Origin of the sequence: Roseateles hydrophilus (genome assembly GCF_026712245.1) — a bacterium.
Classification (GTDB): domain Bacteria; phylum Pseudomonadota; class Gammaproteobacteria; order Burkholderiales; family Burkholderiaceae_C; genus Pelomonas; species Pelomonas hydrophilus.
The window spans coordinates 1-18,645 of the sequence record NZ_JAPPUY010000005.1; the positions used below are offsets into that span (position 1 = coordinate 1).

Annotated in this window: 15 protein-coding genes and 3 pseudogenes; 9 read left to right on the plus strand and 9 right to left on the minus strand. The window is 64.3% G+C overall.

The window, feature by feature from the left end:
* On the minus strand, positions 1 to 138 hold a 138-nt coding region (locus NYO99_RS21405), incomplete at its 3' end, for a MerR family transcriptional regulator (protein ID WP_422395518.1).
* A gap of 332 nt (positions 139 to 470) precedes the next feature.
* Positions 471 to 1,874: an HNH endonuclease gene (locus tag NYO99_RS17885; RefSeq protein ID WP_268168638.1), complete on the minus strand. Its 1,404-nt coding sequence runs from the start codon at positions 1,872 to 1,874 to the stop codon at positions 471 to 473.
* 382 nt (positions 1,875 to 2,256) lie between these two features.
* Here NYO99_RS17885 and NYO99_RS17890 point away from each other — a divergent pair, with 382 nt between their 5' ends.
* A complete protein-coding gene (locus NYO99_RS17890) occupies positions 2,257 to 3,417 on the plus strand; it encodes an IS30 family transposase (RefSeq protein WP_268168639.1) in 1,161 nt (386 codons plus the stop codon).
* A 273-nt stretch (positions 3,418 to 3,690) separates the two neighbouring features.
* Positions 3,691 to 4,263 carry an Lcl domain-containing protein gene (locus NYO99_RS17895; RefSeq protein ID WP_268168640.1) on the plus strand — a complete coding sequence of 191 codons (573 nt, stop codon included), beginning with the start codon at positions 3,691 to 3,693 and terminating at the stop codon, positions 4,261 to 4,263.
* A gap of 252 nt (positions 4,264 to 4,515) precedes the next feature.
* On the opposite strand, the gene NYO99_RS17900 is transcribed toward NYO99_RS17895, so the two are convergent.
* Both NYO99_RS17900 and NYO99_RS17905 read right to left on the minus strand, forming a co-directional pair.
* Entirely contained in the window at positions 4,516 to 5,892 is a 1,377-nt protein-coding gene (locus NYO99_RS17900) for a HipA domain-containing protein (RefSeq protein WP_268168641.1), read from the minus strand.
* Positions 5,889 to 6,257 (minus strand): helix-turn-helix domain-containing protein, encoded by a 369-nt coding sequence (locus tag NYO99_RS17905; RefSeq protein ID WP_268168642.1) that lies wholly within the window; start codon positions 6,255 to 6,257, stop codon positions 5,889 to 5,891. The genes NYO99_RS17900 and NYO99_RS17905 overlap by 4 nt, the downstream gene beginning before the upstream one ends.
* 601 nt (positions 6,258 to 6,858) lie before the next feature.
* Between NYO99_RS17905 and NYO99_RS17910 the strand changes: the two genes are divergently transcribed.
* From NYO99_RS17910 to NYO99_RS17925, 4 genes and pseudogenes are all read left to right on the plus strand, one after another.
* Positions 6,859 to 7,137: a helix-turn-helix domain-containing protein gene (locus tag NYO99_RS17910; protein ID WP_268168643.1), complete on the plus strand. Its 279-nt coding sequence runs from the start codon at positions 6,859 to 6,861 to the stop codon at positions 7,135 to 7,137.
* On the plus strand, positions 7,137 to 8,372 hold the full coding sequence (locus NYO99_RS17915) for a type II toxin-antitoxin system HipA family toxin (protein ID WP_479685367.1): 1,236 nt from the start codon (positions 7,137 to 7,139) through the stop codon (positions 8,370 to 8,372). The genes NYO99_RS17910 and NYO99_RS17915 overlap by 1 nt, the downstream gene beginning before the upstream one ends.
* 63 nt (positions 8,373 to 8,435) lie before the next feature.
* Positions 8,436 to 9,152, plus strand: a pseudogene (locus NYO99_RS17920) (transposase); the annotation flags it as partial.
* A 125-nt stretch (positions 9,153 to 9,277) separates the two neighbouring features.
* Positions 9,278 to 9,796 (plus strand): annotated as a pseudogene (locus NYO99_RS17925) (IS21 family transposase); the annotation flags it as partial.
* 154 nt (positions 9,797 to 9,950) lie between these two features.
* On the opposite strand, the gene NYO99_RS17930 reads toward NYO99_RS17925, so the two are convergent.
* Positions 9,951 to 10,580: a TetR/AcrR family transcriptional regulator gene (locus NYO99_RS17930; protein WP_268168645.1), complete on the minus strand. Its 630-nt coding sequence runs from the start codon at positions 10,578 to 10,580 to the stop codon at positions 9,951 to 9,953.
* Positions 10,581 to 10,661: 81 nt separating this feature from the next.
* Here NYO99_RS17930 and NYO99_RS17935 point away from each other — a divergent pair, with 81 nt between their 5' ends.
* The gene (locus NYO99_RS17935) at positions 10,662 to 11,180 is read left to right on the plus strand and encodes a ferric reductase-like transmembrane domain-containing protein (protein ID WP_268168646.1); all 519 of its coding nucleotides are present in this window, start codon (positions 10,662 to 10,664) and stop codon (positions 11,178 to 11,180) included.
* Between the two features lie 122 nt (positions 11,181 to 11,302).
* Here NYO99_RS17935 and NYO99_RS17940 read toward each other — a convergent pair whose 3' ends face one another.
* Together NYO99_RS17940 and NYO99_RS17945 are read right to left on the minus strand one after the other, a co-directional pair.
* Positions 11,303 to 11,677: a LysR family transcriptional regulator gene (locus NYO99_RS17940; protein WP_326494842.1), complete on the minus strand. Its 375-nt coding sequence runs from the start codon at positions 11,675 to 11,677 to the stop codon at positions 11,303 to 11,305.
* Positions 11,631 to 11,762 (minus strand): hypothetical protein, encoded by a 132-nt coding sequence (locus tag NYO99_RS17945; RefSeq protein WP_268168648.1) that lies wholly within the window; start codon positions 11,760 to 11,762, stop codon positions 11,631 to 11,633. The genes NYO99_RS17940 and NYO99_RS17945 overlap by 47 nt, the downstream gene beginning before the upstream one ends.
* On the opposite strand from NYO99_RS17945, the pseudogene NYO99_RS17950 reads away from it, so the two are divergent.
* Positions 11,761 to 12,789 (plus strand): annotated as a pseudogene (locus NYO99_RS17950) (IS3 family transposase); the annotation flags it as partial. The gene NYO99_RS17945 and the pseudogene NYO99_RS17950 overlap by 2 nt on opposite strands.
* A gap of 5 nt (positions 12,790 to 12,794) precedes the next feature.
* Positions 12,795 to 13,751: an IS1595 family transposase gene (locus NYO99_RS17955; protein WP_268168649.1), complete on the plus strand. Its 957-nt coding sequence runs from the start codon at positions 12,795 to 12,797 to the stop codon at positions 13,749 to 13,751.
* Between the two features lie 218 nt (positions 13,752 to 13,969).
* Here NYO99_RS17955 and NYO99_RS17960 read toward each other — a convergent pair whose 3' ends face one another.
* Positions 13,970 to 17,128 carry an efflux RND transporter permease subunit gene (locus tag NYO99_RS17960; protein WP_268168650.1) on the minus strand — a complete coding sequence of 1,053 codons (3,159 nt, stop codon included), beginning with the start codon at positions 17,126 to 17,128 and terminating at the stop codon, positions 13,970 to 13,972.
* A complete protein-coding gene (locus NYO99_RS17965) occupies positions 17,125 to 18,642 on the minus strand; it encodes an efflux RND transporter periplasmic adaptor subunit (RefSeq protein WP_133611115.1) in 1,518 nt (505 codons plus the stop codon). Before NYO99_RS17965 ends, NYO99_RS17960 begins: the two co-directional genes overlap by 4 nt.
* Between the last annotated feature and the right edge of the window lie 3 nt (positions 18,643 to 18,645).

Below are 18,645 nucleotides of genomic sequence, written 5' to 3' on the forward strand. Positions count from 1 at the left end.
CCGCTTCTCACCAACGGGTCGATCCAGCAGGCCTTGGGCGATATAGAAGCGGATCGTGCGCGGGCTGACGCCCGCCAGGCTGGCCAGAGCGTCAATGGACAAGCGCTCCAAGGCGCCGTCTGTCGGGGGCTGATGCATGGCCGCACTATGCAACAGTTATTTGCGACATGCAACTGGCTTAAAGCGCGCCCTCAGCGCTCACGTAGCAACGATCGATGGATCCGCTGGCATGCCAGCTGTGTGTGGCTCACATGCTGCCTAGTACCTACCGGATGGCGACGATCCTTGCCGCGTGAGCACCGTGAACCGTGCAGCAACCGCCGGTCAAGATCAACAAGCGGCTACAGGCTGATCTCGGTCGTTCGGATCCGACATTCAAGTGACGGCAACGTGCCCGAAGCAGAAGGTCGAGATCGGCCGCGACAGCCGGCGCTGCAGCGCCCTGTTCTGCTGGCTTTACCAGCGTGCGACTACATAAGCGGCATGTCAGGACCATCTCGCCCTTTGTCTGGATACATGGACGTGAGCAGGCTCACCAGTTCATTTGTAATCTCAGAACGCCGCTTGCCGTGATGTGCTTCCCGATGATGGTTCGGGCAAAGGCCGACCACATTCCATACGCGGTCCTTCCCGCCTTTTCCCAGGGGCTGTACGTGATGAGTTTCAAGGTAGAGCCTGCCGTCGTCCATCAAGAACCCTTGCGTGTCGCACAGTTCGCAGTGACCATCAGCACGCTCCAAGACGGCGAGTCTCACTTTGGGGTCACGAGAAGTCGCCTGCACAACTGTTGAAACTCGCTCAGGCGCGTCTGCGCCAAGCAGATCGTGCTGGTCCGCAAACCTGACCGCAGTGATCGGAGCAGCCTCACCTCTGGAATTGGCGGGCTTGCGCCGCAGACGACATTCGCCCGTCATCAAGTCATAGGACAAGACGTTCCAGGCAACGGGGTCCAGCAGTCTGACTTTGACCCACGAGCTTTCCTCGCCAAGCGCGGACTCATCGCGCATGTTGCCTTCATTGACGATGACGCGAACCTCTGCACCTGAACCATGACATTCGCGTAGCAGCTTGTCCAAGCGCCGGGCACGGGCGGCCTGCGGCCGGGCACGCTCACGATGCTCGACTGGCCTATCTGTATCCGCTGCAATTTGTTCAAGCCTCGTCGCAGAACTGAGCAAGTTACCCACGAACTCGATGTGCCCATCGACTACCTTCATCGAAGCATGCCAAAGACAGGCCACCGAAGGTTCCTGTCCCCCGCCAAATGACCAGTCGTAGCAGTAGGCCGGATTGCTGCGCGGATTGGCTGCAGGTGTCCCATCCGCCTTCGTATGCCAGCGTTGAACCGATACCTTTGCCTGACGGACTAGATCTATGACCGCATGCCGGGCGCGTGGTCGCAGACTCTCGAGCTGAGCGTTCAGCAAAGAGGCAGCTTCTGCCAGCGGTGATTGCTGTAAGCGGTAACGGTCGATATCAGCAACCTGCCCCTCGGACATCCACCCTGTACGAAGCCTCTGGCAGTCAGCCAATACGGAGAGGGCCTGCGCATAAGAAACGCCAAAGATCGGCCAGTCACTGCCGTGCTTATGCACATTGCAAGTAGCTGGGTACTTTGCCTTCAAGGCAGACACCCACGCTAGGGTCGTCGCCAAATCGTAGCGCTCGGTCAAGCGAACCGGCGCGAGCGCAATCTCGAGTTCGTTGCCTGGCGCCAAGTCACTCCAGTAAATCGCGGCGACTTGGCCGGCAGGCGTTTGAATCCTGAATCCGTTGACGAGATTGCCAAGACTCCCAGTGAAGGCTTTGAGCGCACAATCCTCCAGGTGATCGCGTTGCTGACGGGTCAACCGCATGATTCGTTCCTCCTTCATCGGCGCACTCTATAGTCGCTGGAGAGAGTTTCTTATGAACCTTGACGCTTGGACGCAGCGCTTTACGTCGCGTTCCCCGGCGCCACTCTTCAGCAAGTTCGCCACCTTGGCAGAAACGGTGGCCTGCCGACCTTGACCGGTCATCGAAGCCTTTGATCGGGCGGACGAGTTGATGACCGCTTTGCGCGACGCATTGTGAGCCCAGGTCTCCGCTGCAAGTCACAGCAGTCGCTGCGGCGCCGTCCTTCGTCGTCGATCTGACCTTCTGCTTTGGGCACAAAGCCGCCATCGAGGTGCGGCATCTGAGCGACCGCACTCGCTGGCGGATTCAACCGGTCGACGCAACACACTAGAGGCCACCCCGGCCGAAGGAGTGTTGAACATGAGGCAACGACCGCGCATCTACTACTCGGATAGCCAGAAGGCGCTGATGTGGGAGCGCTGGCGAGCAGGTTGGACGCTGCACGAGATTGGAAAACTCTTCGACCGAGGCCACTCCTCGATTCACCGGATCATTTCTGAGACCGGCGGCATTCGCCCAGTGGAACGCAGCCGCTCACAACGTGCACTGACGTTGGCAGAGCGGGAAGAGATCTCGCTGGGCCTGACGCTTGGTCAATCGATGCGTTCGATTTCCGCGCGTCTTGGAAGATCGCCATCGACGATCTGCCGCGAGGTCGGTCGTAACGGCGGTCAAGAGGGCTATCGGGCAACCCTGGCAGACCAGGCTGCGTGGGAGCGCGCGCTTCGACCCAAGCTGTGCAAGCTGGCCAAGAACCGCGCGCTGGCTGGTGTCGTGTCAGACATGCTTCGGATGCTGTGGTCGCCCGAGCAGATCGCGGGTTGGCTCAAGCATACTTATCCGAACGATCAGCGCCTTCACGTGTCACACGAGACGATCTACCGAAGCCTGTTCGTTCAAGCGCGTGGCGCCTTGAAGAAGGAGTTGCTGGAGCATCTACGGCGCACGCGCGGCATGCGGCGCTCTCGCTCCTACACCCAGAAGACGGCGATCCATGGCCAGATCGTCGACGCGGTCTCGATCAGCGAGCGGCCAGCGTCAGCCGAAGACCGCGCAGTGCCAGGGCATTGGGAAGGTGACTTGGTATTCGGCAGCGGCAATAGCCAGATCGCAACGCTGGTTGAGCGCCAGACGCGATACGTGATGCTGGTGAAGCTGGACGGCAAGGACTCGCAGACAGTCGTCAACGCGCTCATCAAGCATGCCCGCAAGCTGCCGCAGGAGCTCTACAAATCGCTCACCTGGGACCGAGGCACGGAGATGCATGGGCACAAGCGATTCACTATGGCCACTGACATCCAGGTTTACTTCTGTGACCCGCAAAGCCCTTGGCAGCGAGGCAGCAACGAGAACACTAATGGCCTGCTCAGGCAGTACCTGCCCAAGGGCATCGATATCTCGGGCTACTCACAACACCAGCTCAACGCGATCGCCAGACAATTGAACGAGAGGCCGCGCAAGACGCTCGGCTTCCAAACGCCCGCTGAGCGATTCAGTGAATGTGTTGCGTCGACCGGTTGAATCCGCCCTGCGGAGCTGCCGCTCAACTAGCGACGACGGCTTCAGGCTGATAGCGGACCTCGGCGCCTGGCCCATGGCTGACGGCAGCCGACCTGAAGCGAACATCCGGGGCGACGTTAAGGGACCGTCACTCCGTTGGCTCAAGGGTCTAGGAAACCCAAGGAGATTCAGAACGCCTTGGCATCCCAGGCATTCATCCCCGGCTTTAGGGAGAAAAGAGCCTGCACGGGACAGTTACCATCACTGTGAATGGCGTTCGCCGAGGGAGAAAACATGAACATCAAAGCCATTGCCGCTGCTTCCGTCTCTCTGCTGTTGTCCGTGGCCAGTGGAGTGACCTCGGCGCAAATGGTTGCGGTTGACCTGAATGGTGATGGGCACTCATTCGCGTTTCTTGATGTCGCCAACGGACTGTACTGGTCAAGGCCGGACGTCATTGCGGCAGCGCGCTACGCCAGCGCGACGAGCGCCATCGGCTCCTTGGAGCTGGAAGGTCGCACCAATTGGCGCTTGCCAACGAAGGCAGAGTTCCAAGCGCTTTACGCGACGCAGGGTCAGACCGGGACCGCCATGAGAACGGCGCCATTCCCAGCGTACTTAGGTCTGTACTGGACCACTGACGTCGACATGGACAACACCCTGCAGAACGTCACATTCGCGCCGGGCAACGGCACCACTCAGCCGCGCTTTCGTACTACCACCATCGGAGTGTGGGCCGTGAGTCCTGTTCCGGAGCCGAGTGCTGGCGTCTTGGCCGCGTTTGGCGCTGCCGCTTTGTTGCTGCGCATACGCCCTCGATTTCGTCAACTTAGGCTCAGTCGAGGCACGGCGGTCACGCCCCGATAGGCCTCACCAGATCACGCTTGCTCTCGATGACGGAGAACACCAGCCACTGCAGTACATCAAGCTCCCCGGGGGGAATTGTGTACGACGACCGTCTGGTCAAGCTGCAGAGCTGCCAGTCGCAAGTTGGCGTCGGCTAACGCTGCAGAGCTGACGCCCGCTGATCGCCATGAACGCCTCAACCAGATCGGTGCTGCCCCAGACCACAAGTCCGCGATGACCTACTACGAGCAGTGGTGGTGGTGTCCCGCGAGGTCAAAGGAGGCGCTTCGGGACCCGGGCGATTTCGTCAACCTTGGCTGACACGGTCGTGCAGCGCTCCTGCAGCCGCAGCGCCATGCTTGCAAGCAGTTCGGGCGGAACGCCTTGCTGCTCCAACGCGACACGCGCGTCGCGAAGCAGTCGAGGCAGCGTCCCGCTCAGGGCCTTGAGGCGTGTCGCGAGGTGTCGAGGCGCGACATTGCACTGCGCGGCCATGCTGGCCCACTCGAAGGGCGTGAGCTCATCAGGCGTGAAGGCATCCCCGATCCCCATGGCGAAGGTCGTGCTCATGTGGGCGTGGGCCACCGACTCGACGTCGATGAGGTCGTAGGCGGGGGCAAGCGTGAGCAGGCCGGCCTGCGGGCCGACAAAGAATGACCAGTTCTTTCCGTGAGCGTCGGTGTTGCCGACGAGGACGTTGAAGAGCGTGCGATCCACCAGTTGGTTGCGCATCGCCAGCGGAGCCGGACTGAGGTCGGCCAGGCCAAAAAGACGCGGCAACGAAGCACCATCACGCAGGTGCCTCACGGCGTCCTGGTCGCCGTAGGCGCGCTCGTACTTCAGCTCCGGCGAGAGGCCGAGAGCCTGACAGGCATCAATGATGTGCAGGCGCTCAACGCGGCCATCGCTGCTGCGCCTCCTGTCGAAGCGCTCGACGAGGAGTACCGGCTCCGGCACGTGCAGCAGCCGCGTCCTGGCTGTTGCAATGCCAGCGGCTGCGGCCAGGTGCATGCAGGTGTGTTCAATGGCCGGCAGACTGGCAAAGCGGCCGTCCGTGGGTGCTGGCTTGAGGATGACGGTGGAGGCATAGCCATCGCCGTTGGCAAGGAACAGGTCGCCCTGGTCCTCGAGCACGGCAATCTTGTCCTGCAGCCCGGCAATCGACAGGCGTACCTTGCCGTCCCAGATGGCGAAGGGCAGCTCAGGGCGGTTGCGAATCCGCTCACTCAGTTCGGTCAGTGGCAGCGGGCGGCGGGCCTGCTCTGCTGGCGGAGCCGGTGTCGTGCCTTCAGCGAGCGTGACGCGCAGCGCGCCGGCAGTCTCTGCGCCGAGCGCGACGAGCAAGCCGGCAAGGTTGCCCCGGGCGACGCCATTGGCCTGCGCAGCAACTTCGAGTGCCTGACCTTCCGGCAGCAAATTCTGGAAGAAGGCGCGGACGATCGCCGAACGAGTTTCCGCGGGCAGTTCAGCAAAGGCCCTCGCATCCGCCGCGTGCGCTGCGGCGAACATAGGCATCTGGGGGCTGAGTGGGAAGCCGCGAGGCGACTCTCGCCAGGCTTGGGCGTAGCTGAAGTCGAAGAGGTTGCTCTGCGCGTCATGAGACAGCGTGCCAACGCGATCGTGACCGGCCCAGACGGCGAGCTGAATCATGTCGAACGCTCACGTTCCAGTGGCTGCCTTGACGAAGCCGGTCGTTCCGAGTCGATGCCGCCCCAGGGCTCCGGATGGGCGTTGCGCAGACCCTGCAGAACTGTTGACGCTTCGAAGTGCACTGCCAGTGGCGTGGCGAACATGACAGCGCCGAGGTCGCGTGCCACGCGGAGCGCAGTGCCGAGCGCGACCGTACCCTTGCCACCTTCCAGGTCGCTGAGGGTCGCCTTGCTGATGCTGAGTGCCTGTGCTGCCGCTTCCAGACTGATGCCCGCGCCAGTGCGTGCGGCGCGCACGGCTTGGCCAAAGGCTCCGGCGTCGCGGATCAGAGGGGCGGGAAACGGCTCTGCCTTCACCTTGCGCATCATCTCTCCTGGTTTGGCAGGATTATATGAAATGACACCGGCTCAGGTGTATTTCGGATGGTTTGGCAGGAATTTATAGTCCGAGTGCCACTAGGCATCTAACCGGCTACTTTGGCAGCCGAAACGACACGGAAGTGCTCGACGCGTGGGGGTCCTCTATCCCGCCGCTACTCGCAACACCATGGCTGAGTCCAAGGATCCCGGCTGTGGCCGTCTCTCGCGGCGTTGCAGCGCAGTCACTGCGTCGCTCGCTGAATCGCCCCGGGTTTTGTCGCCAACCGCCTGAGCTCAGCTGAGTGGCTGGTCGCGCCGAATTCCCATCCCCGGGAGTCGAAGTTCCCAGCCCGCGATGACCCTTGCCCATCCTCCGTTTCGATTCCCATCCCCTTTATAAAAGGGGTGATGTCGGTGATGTCCCAGCGCGTGGTGTAAGTCCACAGCCCGGACAGGCTGGGATGCGCGGGTTACTCAGCGTGCCAATGCGGAGAGCCGAGTCGGGACAGGAGCACTGAGGGCCTTCAGGCCCTCCAGTTGTGCCAACGGCTTGATGCGTCTTTTATGGACGACGTTGCGACTCGTATTCCCGGTCTAATCTGGCATCATGTCGCTCATGAACGACGAAATTCGTTTGGCGACAGAACTCGGGGCGTCAATCCGAGCCGCACGGCTGGCCATGGGCCTAAGCATCACAGAGCTGGCAAACCAATCGGGCCGCGTTCGCGACGTGATCTACCGGCTGGAAGCGGGCAAGGAAACATCTTTGAGCTCGCTGTTTGCGGTCTTGGCGGTCCTGAAGCTGACGCTGCGCCTGGAACCGGCGGGGCGTCCGACATTGAGCCAGGTTCAAGCCCGATTTGGCCTGGACGATGAGGACGAGTGATGGCTTTGCCTGACAAGATCCGGGCGCTGGAGGTGTCGATCAACGGACGCGCCGCAGGTCAGTTGCTCAAGACCTCGAACTATGAATTCCGGTATGCCACGCCGGATCCCGATCAGCCGAGCGTTGCGCTGCTTATGCCGGCGCGCGAGCAGCCGACCTGGCAGGACGGCGCGCTTTTCGCCGTGATGGACCAGTCCTTGCCCGAGGGCGAGCTGCTGCTGCGCTTGAGCATGATGTTCCCGAAACACCAGCTGCAGCCCATGCACCTGCTGGCGATGATGGGGCAGAACGGTATCGGCAACCTGGGCTACACGTTGCCAGGCGCTGCGCCAACTTCCGCGCCGACCCACATCGAACGGGAAGCGTTGTTGGCGCTGCCTTTCACACCAGAGCTGTACGAAGACCTGGTGCGGGCGTATCTGAGTTCAGGTGTCGGCATTGCGGGCGTGCAGCCCAAGATCATGGTGGCCGATCGGGCAACCGTGCCCATCCCGTCGGTGATCGTGAAGGTAGCGTCCGCAGCTTATGCGGGCCTGGCAGCGAACGAGTTCCTGTGTTTGTCGGCGGCGAAGAAGGCGCAGATACCGACGCCTGGCTTCGAACTGTCCCATGACGGCCAGATGCTGATCGTCGATCGCTTTGACCTGAACCCTCGACCAGATGGCCAGATCGAGCGCCTGGGTTTTGAAGACATTGCCTCGCTGATGAACCTGCGCGTTCGCGATGTGCTGTCCGAACGCAAGTACCGCGGGAGCTACCAACGCATCGGCGAGCTGTTGCGGTACCTGCAGCTGCCGGGCGAGGATCTCCAGCGGTTCTTCGAGCAGGTGGCACTGAGCGTGATGGTACGCAATGGAGATGCGCACCTGAAAAACTTCGGCGTGCTGATTCAGCGGGATGGCACGCCGCGGCTGTCGCCGCTGTTCGACGTCGTGACGACGGCGGTCTACACCTACACCCGTTTCGTCGGCGATGAAGAGCAAACCGATCGCACGATGGCCCTGAAGCTGTTCGCCGGCAAGCACCACAGCAAGGCGTACCCGACGACCGAGGAGTTGCTTCAGTTCGGCACGGAGGTCTGCGGCGTGGTCAGGCCGCGCGTGGTGTTGGAGCGCATCGCCGACGCGATGCATGAAACGCTGGCAGAGGCTCAAGGAGATGAGCGCATACCGGCTTCGCTGCTGGCGTTGATGCAGCCGGTCTGGGAGGTGGGCACGAAATACGCTCTGTCGTAGAGGTTGGATCGAATCTGCCACTGGGGGATGCGGACGATTTCTTGGACTACCTGGAGGTAGTTCATGTATTCATACGAGGACCGGCTTCGAGCCGTGCAGCTGTACGTCAAGCTGGGCAAGCGCATCGGCTTGACCGTTCGGCAGCTGGGATATCCGACGAAGAACGCGCTCAAGACCTGGTACCGCGAGTACGAACAGAGCCACGAGCTGCGCGCCGGCTACACGCGGCCGGCGAAGTTTTCCCAGGCGCAGAAGGCACGGGCTGTCGAGCACTACCTCGAGCACGGCAAGTGCATCGCGGCGACGATCAAGGCGCTTGGCTATCCCTGCCGTTCATTGCTGTCCGGGTGGCTTCAAGAGCTTCATCCGCAGCGCACGCGCGTCGTCGGTCGGTCGCAGGAGCTGGCGCCCGAAGCCAAACAATCGGCTGTCGTTGCCTTCTGCACGCGCCCGGCCAGCGCGCAGGCAGTGGCCGACGAGGTCGGCGTGTCACGGGGCTCGCTGTACAAGTGGAAAAATCAATTGCTCGGCCACGACGCACCCGCATCCATGAAGCGCAAGCAAGGCGCCCCTGCAAGCTCAGATCGAGCTGCCCTCGAACAGCAGCTCGAGAAGCTGCGACAAGACATCCGGCGGCTGCAGCTCGAGAAGGATCTGCTGAAGAAGGCGAATGAACTCTTAAAAAAAGAGCTGGGCATCGATCAGCAGCCCCTGACGAACCGGGAGAAGACGCTGCTGGTTGATGCCCTGAGGTCCACCTACACGGTGACGGAGCTGCTGTGTGGCGGCGGACAATTATCTTGAGCGCTCAGCGACAACTATCGTGAGCGGTTGACGCAGGCCGCCGGGGAGCGTTTTGCGGGTGGGTTCCTACAGTGGTTGGCTTCCAGAAGGAGGCTGCCACGGTGCCCGGCAAACGCATTACGGACCTGCAAGTGATCAAGTACAAGGAACTCAGAGGCAAGCACAGCCAGGAGGCTGCAGCAGCCAAGACGGGCATCAGCGTGGCCAGCGCGCGGCGGCTGGAATCGGCGGTGGCGCTGCCATCGCAGCGGCCCCCGCGGCACTGGCGTACGCGTGCCGACCCGTTAGCCGAGGTGTGGGCCAGTGAGGTCGTGCCCATGCTGGAAGGTGCGCCATCGTTGATGGCCGTCACGGTGCTGGAAGAACTGCAGCGCCGTCACCCCGAGCGGTTTGCCGATGGCGTGCTGCGTACGCTGCAGCGGCGCGTCAGCCAGTGGCGTGCCGAGCACGGCGATGAGCGCGAGGTGTTCTTCGCGCAGGAGCATCCGCCGGGCCGGCTGGGGCTGTCGGACTTCACCGTGGCCGACGATCTGGACGTCAGCCTGGGCGGGCTAGCTTTCCCGCACCGGCTGTACCAGTTTGCGCTGGCCCACAGCGGCTGTCCGCCGTGGCACGCTGAGTAACCCGCGCATCCCAGCCTGTCCGGGCTGTGGACTTACACCACGCGCAGGGACATCACCGCACGGCAGCATGACGGCATGAGTCAAGTTCCGCATCCCCTCCATGCGGCCTCAGCGTAAAGAGACTGCCACAGGGCAGTCCCGGCGCTGCATTTCAGCGGCGTGCCATCATGGAGAGCAGCAGGTTCAAAGTCCCCTCCATGGCCTCAGCTTCGCGGCCAGGCGCTACGCCCCACTGACGAAAGTGGTCATCGTGGTGCATACGCGCCAAGCCATAAGCTGCAGCACGCGCCAGAAGCGCTAGGCGCTCGGCATCGTCGTCCGGCCGTAGCTCGCCGGCGGCCTGCGCGGCGCGTACCGTGTCTTCGGTCAGATCGCGTAGCGCGTGCATGCCTGCCTGCAGCGCGGGCGTGCCGTCGACGTCAAGCTCGTCACGCGCCGAGACGATGCGGAAGTGCCCAGCGTGGCGCAGTGCCCAGCCCACGTAACCGCGGCTGAGTGCGCGCAGCCGCGCCAGCGGTGACGCGCCGGCTCGTGCAAGTGCCCGCCGCATTTCTAGCGCGAGGCGCTCGTTGGCTTCAACACCGACCGCCGTCATCAGCGCCTTGCGACTGGCGAAGTGGCGGAACGGCGCTGCCGCCGACACACCGAGCTGGCGGGCCACCTCGCGCAGCGTCACGCGCTCGGCGCCGTGACGCTCCGCGAGATCGAGCGCCGCATCGATCAGCGCGCGGCGCAGGTCACCGTGATGGTAGGGACGCGTTTCGGGTGCGGAAAGTGCCATGTGATCACCTGTTCGCAGCCGCTCACGGACCGCCAGATCATCAATGTAATCTGTGCTCACATTGACGGCAGAGGAGTAGGTATGGACGACGTCGTGATGATCGCGAGGCTACTGATCCGCACTACAGCGACGCTGTCGCTGCTGCTCTTCTTGTTGGTCTACCTTGCTGTGCCGCTGCCCCGGCTGACGGGGAGCAAGGGGTGGCGCGCGCAGCGGCGGCGGCTGGGGCTGGCTTTCGCCGCGTCGCATGGCGTGCACCTAGTCGCAGTGCTCGCGTATGCGGCGTTGGACCCCGCGGGGTTCCAGCGGGCGACGACGCCGTTCAGCATCGCCAGCGGCGCCGTCGCCTACGCGTTCATCGCTGCGATGGTGGCGACGTCGTGGCCCACCCCGCGGCGCTGGCTGGGTGAACGCGCATGGCATCGTCTGCACACGGCTGGCCTGCACTTCCTGTGGCTCAGCTTCGTGGTCGCTTACGCGAAGCGGGTGCCTGCGATGGCCGGCTACTCGGTGCCGCTGCTGATGCTGCTGGGCGCGGCTGCACTGCGCGGTCTGGCTGCACGCAAGGGGCTGCAGGTGCGTCGCTCGGTACAACCCTAACGAATGAAGGGGACTTCCCCGTCCTGAACTAGCCGCGTTGCGGCAAACCGCAACCAGGTGCCACGATGGGAAGTGCGATCTCTCATCAACTCATTCGGAAGGGGAAGTCCAGCGCCTTCTGGCTATCCGAGTAGTAGATGCGCGGTCGTTGCCTCATGTTCAACACTCCTTCGGCCTGGGTGGCCTCTAGTGTGTTGCGTCGACCGGTTGAATCCGCCCTCTGTAACCGTCCGAACATGCGTCAGAAGGGACCGGCACGCTGGCGTCGGATCGACGCCGAGAGCCGGACGCACGAAGAGCCGGACGCCCAGTCGCGCCTCCAGGTCGCTCACGCGTTTACTGGCTGCTGCTAGTGCAAGGTGAACCTGCTCAGCGCCACGTGTGATTGACCGGGTCTGTGCAATGGCCAGCAGCAATTCCAGGGTCAGCAGGTCGTGACGCATCTGAATTTCAGGCAGCAGGTGCGCTAGCCAGTCCGCGCTGGCGCGGCAACGCATCGATGATGGGTTGGCTGTTGGCGCCGACCGAAAACTGAGCCACGGGGATGCGGACGATTTCTTGGACTACCTGGAGGTAGTTCATGTACTCATACGAGGACCGGCTTCGAGCCGTGCAGCTGTACATCAAGCTGGGCAAGCGCATCGGCTTGACCATCCGGCAGCTTGGATATCCGACGAAGAACGCGCTCAAGACCTGGTACCGCGAGTACGAACAGAGCCACGAGCTGCGCGCCGGCTACACGCGGCCGGCGAAGTTTTCCCAGGTCCAGAAGGAACGGGCTGTCGAGCACTACCTCGAGCACGGCAAGTGCATCGCGGCGACGATCAAGTCGCTGGGCTATCCCTGCAGGTCATTGCTGTCGGCCTGGCTTCAAGAGCTACATCCGCGGGCCACGCGCGTCGTCGGTCGATCACAGGAGCTAGCGCCCGAGGCCAAGCAGTCTGCTGTGATTGCCTTCTGCACGCGCCCAGCCAGCGCGCAGACCGTGGCAGACGAGGTTGGCGTGTCGCTGGGCTCGCTGTACAAGTGGAAGAATCAATTGCTCGGCCACGACGCACCCGCATCCATGAAGCGCAAGCAAGACGCCCCTGCAAGTTCTGACCGCGCGGACCTGGAACAGCAACTCGAGACGCTGCGCCTGGACATCAGGCGGCTGCAGCTCGAGAAGGACCTGCTGAAGAAGGCGAATGAACTCTTAAAAAAAGAGCTGGGCATCGATCACCAGCCCCTGACGAACCGGTAGAAGACGCTGATGGTTGATGCCCTGAAGTCGACCTACACGGTGACGGAACTGCTGTGCGAATTGAACCTGCCGCGCAGTTCCTACTTCTACCATCGGGCCCGGCTCGATGTGGCCGACAAGTACGCCGACGTGCGTCAGGCCATGGCCAACATCTTCGAGCGCAACTACCGCTGCTACGGCTACCGGCGACTCCACGCATCGCTGAGCGATCAGTGCGTGAAGGTCTCGGAAAAGGTCGTGCGCCGCCTCATGAAGCAGGAATGCCTGATCGCCGTGACGAGCAAACGCCGCCGGTACGGCTCCTATATGGGCGAGATCAGTCCAGCGCCCGACAACGTGCTGAACCGAGATTTCAGCGCCGGTGCACGCACATGGCCATGAACCGCATCCAGTTTCAGCCTGGGATGTCGCTGCCGGAGTTCAACCGCAGCTTCGGCAGCGAGGCGCAGTGCGAGCAGGCCCTGATGGCGGCGCGCTGGCCGGATGGCTGGCGTTGCCCGCGCTGTGGCCATGACGCGCACTACAAGCTGGCGCGCCAGTCGCATGGGCTGTTCCAGTGCCAGGCCTGCCAGCATCAGACGTCGCTGACGGCCGGCACGTTGATGGCCGACACCAAGCTGGCGTTGACCACCTGGTTCCTCGCGATCCATCTGATCGGTCAGGCCAAGAACGGCATGTCCTTGCTGGAGCTCAAGCGCCAACTCGGCGTGAGCTACCCCACGGCCTGGTTGCTGCACCAGAAGATCCTGGCGGCCATGGGGCAGCGCGACGCCGAGCATCGACTCGACGGCGCGGTTCAACTCGACGATGCCTACCTGGGCGGTGAACGCGCCGGCGGCAAGGCCGGTCGCGGCTCCGAGAACAAGGTGCCCTTCGTCGCGGCGGTGTCGCTGGACGCAGCCGGGCGACCACGGCATCTGAAGCTCTCGCCCGTCGCGGGCTTCACCTCGCAGGCGATCCAGGCCTGGGCCAAGGCGCATCTCCTGCCGGGAACGCGTGTGCTCAGCGACGGGTTGAGCTGTTTCACGGCGGTGGCGGCTGCGGGCTGCTTGCATGAGGCCGTCGTCGTCGGCCAGCGCCTGCCGCGCGAGTTGCCGCAATTCCACTGGGTCAACACCGTGCTGGGCAATCTCAAGACCGCCCTGGCCGGTACGCACCACGCCTTCGACTTCGCCAAGTACGCCACCAGCTACCTCGCTGGCTTCGCCTACCGCTTCAACCGTCGCTTCGATCTGCGCGCCCTGACCGCGCGCCTGATCGTCGACGTGGCTCGCTGCCAACCTCGCACCGAACGCGTCATCCGAGGGAATACGGAGGTTCATTGCTAATCAGGTCGCCACATAACCAGTCCAAGTTTTTGTCCGCATCCCCGTGGGTCAAATTTCAGTCGGCGCCAACAGGCCTGGTCGACCAGGCGTTGGGGCAAGAACGCGTTGGCCAAGCTACGCATCAAGCGGAACTGGCAGGCGAAGACTCCACCGCGCCCGTCGGTCAGCGACACATGGACCGTACCAACGTATTCGTCGACATGGCCGCCATGGGGCAATCACTTCCCGAAGCTCTCGGGCTTGTCCGCGCGCGACCCAGCCGACTGCCGACGCATCAGCGCAAAAGCCGCCGGCACGACGAACAGTGACAGCAGCGGCGCCGTCACCATGCCACCGAGCATGGGTGCAGCGATCCGGCTCATGACTTCGGACCCGGTGCCCGAGCCCCAGACGATGGGCAACAGGCCGGCAAGGATGACGGCGACGGTCATGGCCTTCGGCCGCACCCGAAGCACCGCGCCCTCGCGGATCGCGTCCAGCACGACCTCCCAAGAGATTGCCGAGCCTGCACGTACCCGGTCCTCCAGCGCGTGCTTCAGATACAGCAGCATCACCACGCCAAACTCGGCCGACACGCCCGCCAGCGCGATGAAGCCCACCCCGGTGGCGACCGACAGGTTGTAGCCCAGCAGGTAGAGGAACCAGACGCCGCCAGTCAGCGCCAGTGGCAAGGTCGCCATGATGAGCGCCGCCTCGCTGGCGCTGCGGAACGTCAGGTAAAGCAGCACGAAGATGATGAGCAGCGTTGCAGGCACGACCACCTTCAGCCGCTCGTTGGCCCGCTCCATGAATTCGAACTGGCCGGAGTACGCCAGGCTCATGCCGGGCTCCAGCTTCACCTGCTCGGCCACCGCACGCCGCAGATCCCCGACGACGGACGCAATGTCACGCCCGCGAACGTCTATGTAGACCCAGCCCGACGGGCGAGCGTTCTCGCTCTTGAGCATCGGCGGCCCGTCGATGATGGCCACCGTGGCCAGCGAGCCGAGCGTCAGCTGCTGGCCGGACGGCGTCAGCACCGGCAGCTTGCGCAGCTTCTCCGGCGTGTCGCGCAGCTCGCGGGGATAGCGCAGGTTGATCGGGAAGCGCGCCAGCCCTTCGACCGTCTCGCCGACGTTCTCGCCGCCAATCGCGCCAGACACCACCGCCTGCACATCGCTCACGTTCATGCCGTAGCGCGCTGCGGCCGCGCGGTCGATCTGCACGTCCACATAGCGGCCACCCGTCAGCCGCTCGGCCAGCGCCGAGCTGATGCCCGGGATGGTCTTGGCGACCGTCTCGACCTGAGCAGCGACGCGGTCGATGGCGGCCAGATCGGTGGCTGACACCTTCACGCCGATGGGGCTCTTGATGCCGGTGGCCAGCATGTCGATGCGGTTGCGGATGGGCGGGATCCAGATGTTGGACAGGCCCGGCACCTTCACCGCGCGGTCGAGTTCCTCGACGAGCTTCTCCGGTGTCATGCCCGGGCGCCATTGGTCGCGCGGCTTGAGCTGCACCGTGGTCTCGAACATCTCCATCGGCGCGGGGTCGGTCGCAGTCTCGGCGCGGCCGGCCTTGCCGAAGACCCTTTGCACCTCGGGCACCGTCTTGATCATGCGGTCGGTGAGCTGCAGCAGCTCCGCGGCCTTCTGCGCTGACAGCCCAGGCAGCGCCGAGGGCATGTAGAGCAGGTCGCCCTCATCCAGCGGTGGCAGAAATTCGCCGCCCAGGCGCATCAGCGGCCAGGCGGTGGTCGCCAGCATCGCGACCGCCAGCACCAGCGTGAGCCGGGGCCAGCGCAGCACCCATTCCAGCGCAGGCCGGTACAGCGCGATCAAGGCGCGCGTGATCGGGTTGCGTTGTTCGTCCGGGATGCGACCGCGGATCCAGTAGCCCATCAGCACCGGAATCAAGGTGACCGACAGGCCGGCCGCCGCCGCCATCGCATAGGTCTTGGTGAAGGCCAGCGGCCCGAACAACCGGCCCTCCTGCGCCTGCAGCGTGAAGACGGGCACGAAGGACAGCGTGATGATCATCAGCGAGAAGAACAGCGCCGGGCCCACCTCCACGGCAGCGTCGGTGATGACGGCCCAGCGCGCCTCACCCTTGAGCTCTTCGCCCGGGTGGACGTGCTGCCAGGCTTCCAGCTTCTTGTGAGCGTTCTCGATCATCACGACCGCCGCGTCCACCATCGCGCCGATGGCAATGGCAATGCCGCCCAGAGACATGATGTTGGCGTTGAGCCCCTGCTGCTGCATGACGAGGAAGGCCGCCATCACGCCCAGCGGCAGCGAGATGATGGCCACGAGGGCCGACCTCAGGTGCCACAGAAAGGCGACGCAGACCAGCGCCACGACGATGAACTCCTCGACCAGCTTGGTCGCCAGGTTGTCGATGGCCCGCTCGATCAGCGAGCTGCGGTCATAGGTCGTGACGATCTCCACGCCCTTGGGCAGGCTGGCCTGCAGTTGCTTGAGCTTGTCCTTGACCGCGGCAATCGCCGTCTGCGCGTTCTTGCCGGTGCGCAGGATCACCACGCCGCCCACGGCTTCGCCCTCGCCGTCCAGCTCGCTGATGCCGCGGCGCATCTCCGGGCCGGTCTGCACCGTGGCCACCTGGCCCAGCAGCACGGGCACGCCGTTGCGGCTGGCCAGCACGATGCTGCGGAAGTCGTCCAGCGACTTCAGGAAGCCACTGGCGCGCACCATGTATTCCGCCTCGGCCAGTTCCAGCACCGCGCCGCCAGCCTCCTGGTTGCCGTTCATCAGCGCCTCCCGCACTTGGCTGTGCGTGATGCCGTAGGCGAACAGCTTGGCGGGGTCCATCACCACCTGGTACTGCTTGACCATGCCGCCCACCGTGGCCACCTCGGCAACGTCGGCGACCGACTTCAACTCGAACTTCAGGAACCAATCCTGCAGGGCGCGCAGCTGTGACAGGTCGTGCTGGCCCGTCCGGTCCACCAGGGCGTACTGGAACACCCAGCCCACGCCCGTCGCATCGGGCCCGAGCGACGGCTTGGCCGTTGCCGGTAGGCGCGCCTGCACCTGACTGAGGTACTCCAGCACGCGCGAGCGTGCCCAGTAGAGGTCGGTGCCGTCCTCGAACAGCACGTAGACGAAGGAGTCGCCGAAGAAGGAGAACGCCCGCACGGCCTTGGCGCCGGGCACCGACAGCATGGTGGTCGCCAGCGGATAGGTGACCTGGTTCTCGACGATCTGCGGCGCCTGGCCCGGGTAGCTGGTGCGGATGATGACCTGCACATCGGACAGGTCGGGCAAGGCATCGATCGGCGTCGAACGAAGCGACAGCACGCCGGCGACGGCCATGAAGAGTGTGGCCAGCAGCACCAAGAAGCGGTTGCCGACCGACCAGCGGATGACGGCGGCGATCATCGGGCGCCCCCTTTGGGATCGCGCTGAACGCGGGTGACTTCGTAGCCCTCGGCGCTCTCCCTGAACGTGAACTGCACCTTGTCGCCGACCTTGAAGCTATCGACCAGCCCCGGCTGCGCGAGCTTGAAGCCCATCTGCATGGCCGGCCACTTCAGGCTGGGCACCGGACCGTGGTCCAGGGTCACCTCCTGTGGGGTGAGCCCGACGATTCGCCCCTCGCCCTGATGAACCGTGGCAGACGAAGCCCCCTGCGATGCCGCCGACGCCGCGGCACTGGCCGGCGCCGCACTCGGGCCTGCCTGGCGCTGCAGCAGGCCCTGCATGCTGGCTTCCGAATCGATCAGGAACTGGCCCGAGGCGACGACTTGCTGGCCCGCCTGCAGGCCGGCCAGCACCTCGAGCTTGTCGCCCCATTCGCGGCCGATGCGCACGGGCACGGGGGTGAAGCGGCCGGGCTGGTCGACGACGTAGACGATGGCGCGCTCGCCGGTCCGAATCACCGACTCTGCCGGCACCACCAGCGCCTCCTCGGCCGGCCCGCCCAGCCGCATCTGCGCGAACATGCCGGCGCGCAACTGACCCCGCGGGTTGGGCAGATCCGCCCGGACGCGCAGCGTGCGCGTCTCGCTGCTGGCCTCGGGCAGCACTGACGTGACCTTGCCTTTCAGCGTCTCGCCCGGGAAGGCGGCCAGCGTCACTTCGACCGGCTCGCCCACGCGCGCCGTCGCTGCCTGCACTTCGGGGAGCGCCGCCTCCAGCCAGACCGTCGACAAGCCGGTGATGCGCGCCAGGCTCATGCCCTGCGACACCGTCATCCCCGGCCGCACCATCAATTCCTGCACCAGGCCGCCGGTCGGCGCATGGACCGTGGTCAGGGCTTGCACCTCGCCGGTTCGCTCCACCTGCTGCACCAGCGCGGTGGGCATGCCGAGCAGGACCAGGCGCTGGCGCGCGGCTGCAGTCAGCGCCGCGTCGCCCGTGCGGCGCAGGGCGAGGAACTCCTGCTGGGCGCCGGTCCACTCGGGCACCAGCAGCTCGGCGATGAAGGCGCCTGCGGCCACCACGTCGCCCGGTGCCACACGCGCCACGCGCTGCACGAAGCCTGCGGTGCGGGCCTGCAGGATCGCCACGTCGCGTTCGTTGAGCTGAACGGTGGCGGGCACCTGGACGGAGGCGCCGATGCGCTGCTTCTCCGCGGTCGCAGTGCGCACGCCCAGCATCTGGGCCACGCGCGGGTCGACGGCAACGCCGCTGGCGTCTGCCTCGCCGGCGTACTTCGGCACCAGCTGCATGTCCATGAATGGCGACTTGCCCGGCTTGTCGAACTTGTGCTGCGGCACCATGGGGTCGTACCAATAGAGCACCTTGCGGTCGTCTGCTGGCGACTGACTGGACGCACCTTGCCCGTCAGCTGCGGGAGACGGGCCGGTAGTCCATCGTGCGACGCCATAACCCAGGCCCGCGCCGATGGCGACGAGCAGGACCACCGTGAACAACTTCTTTTGAGGCGACATGGG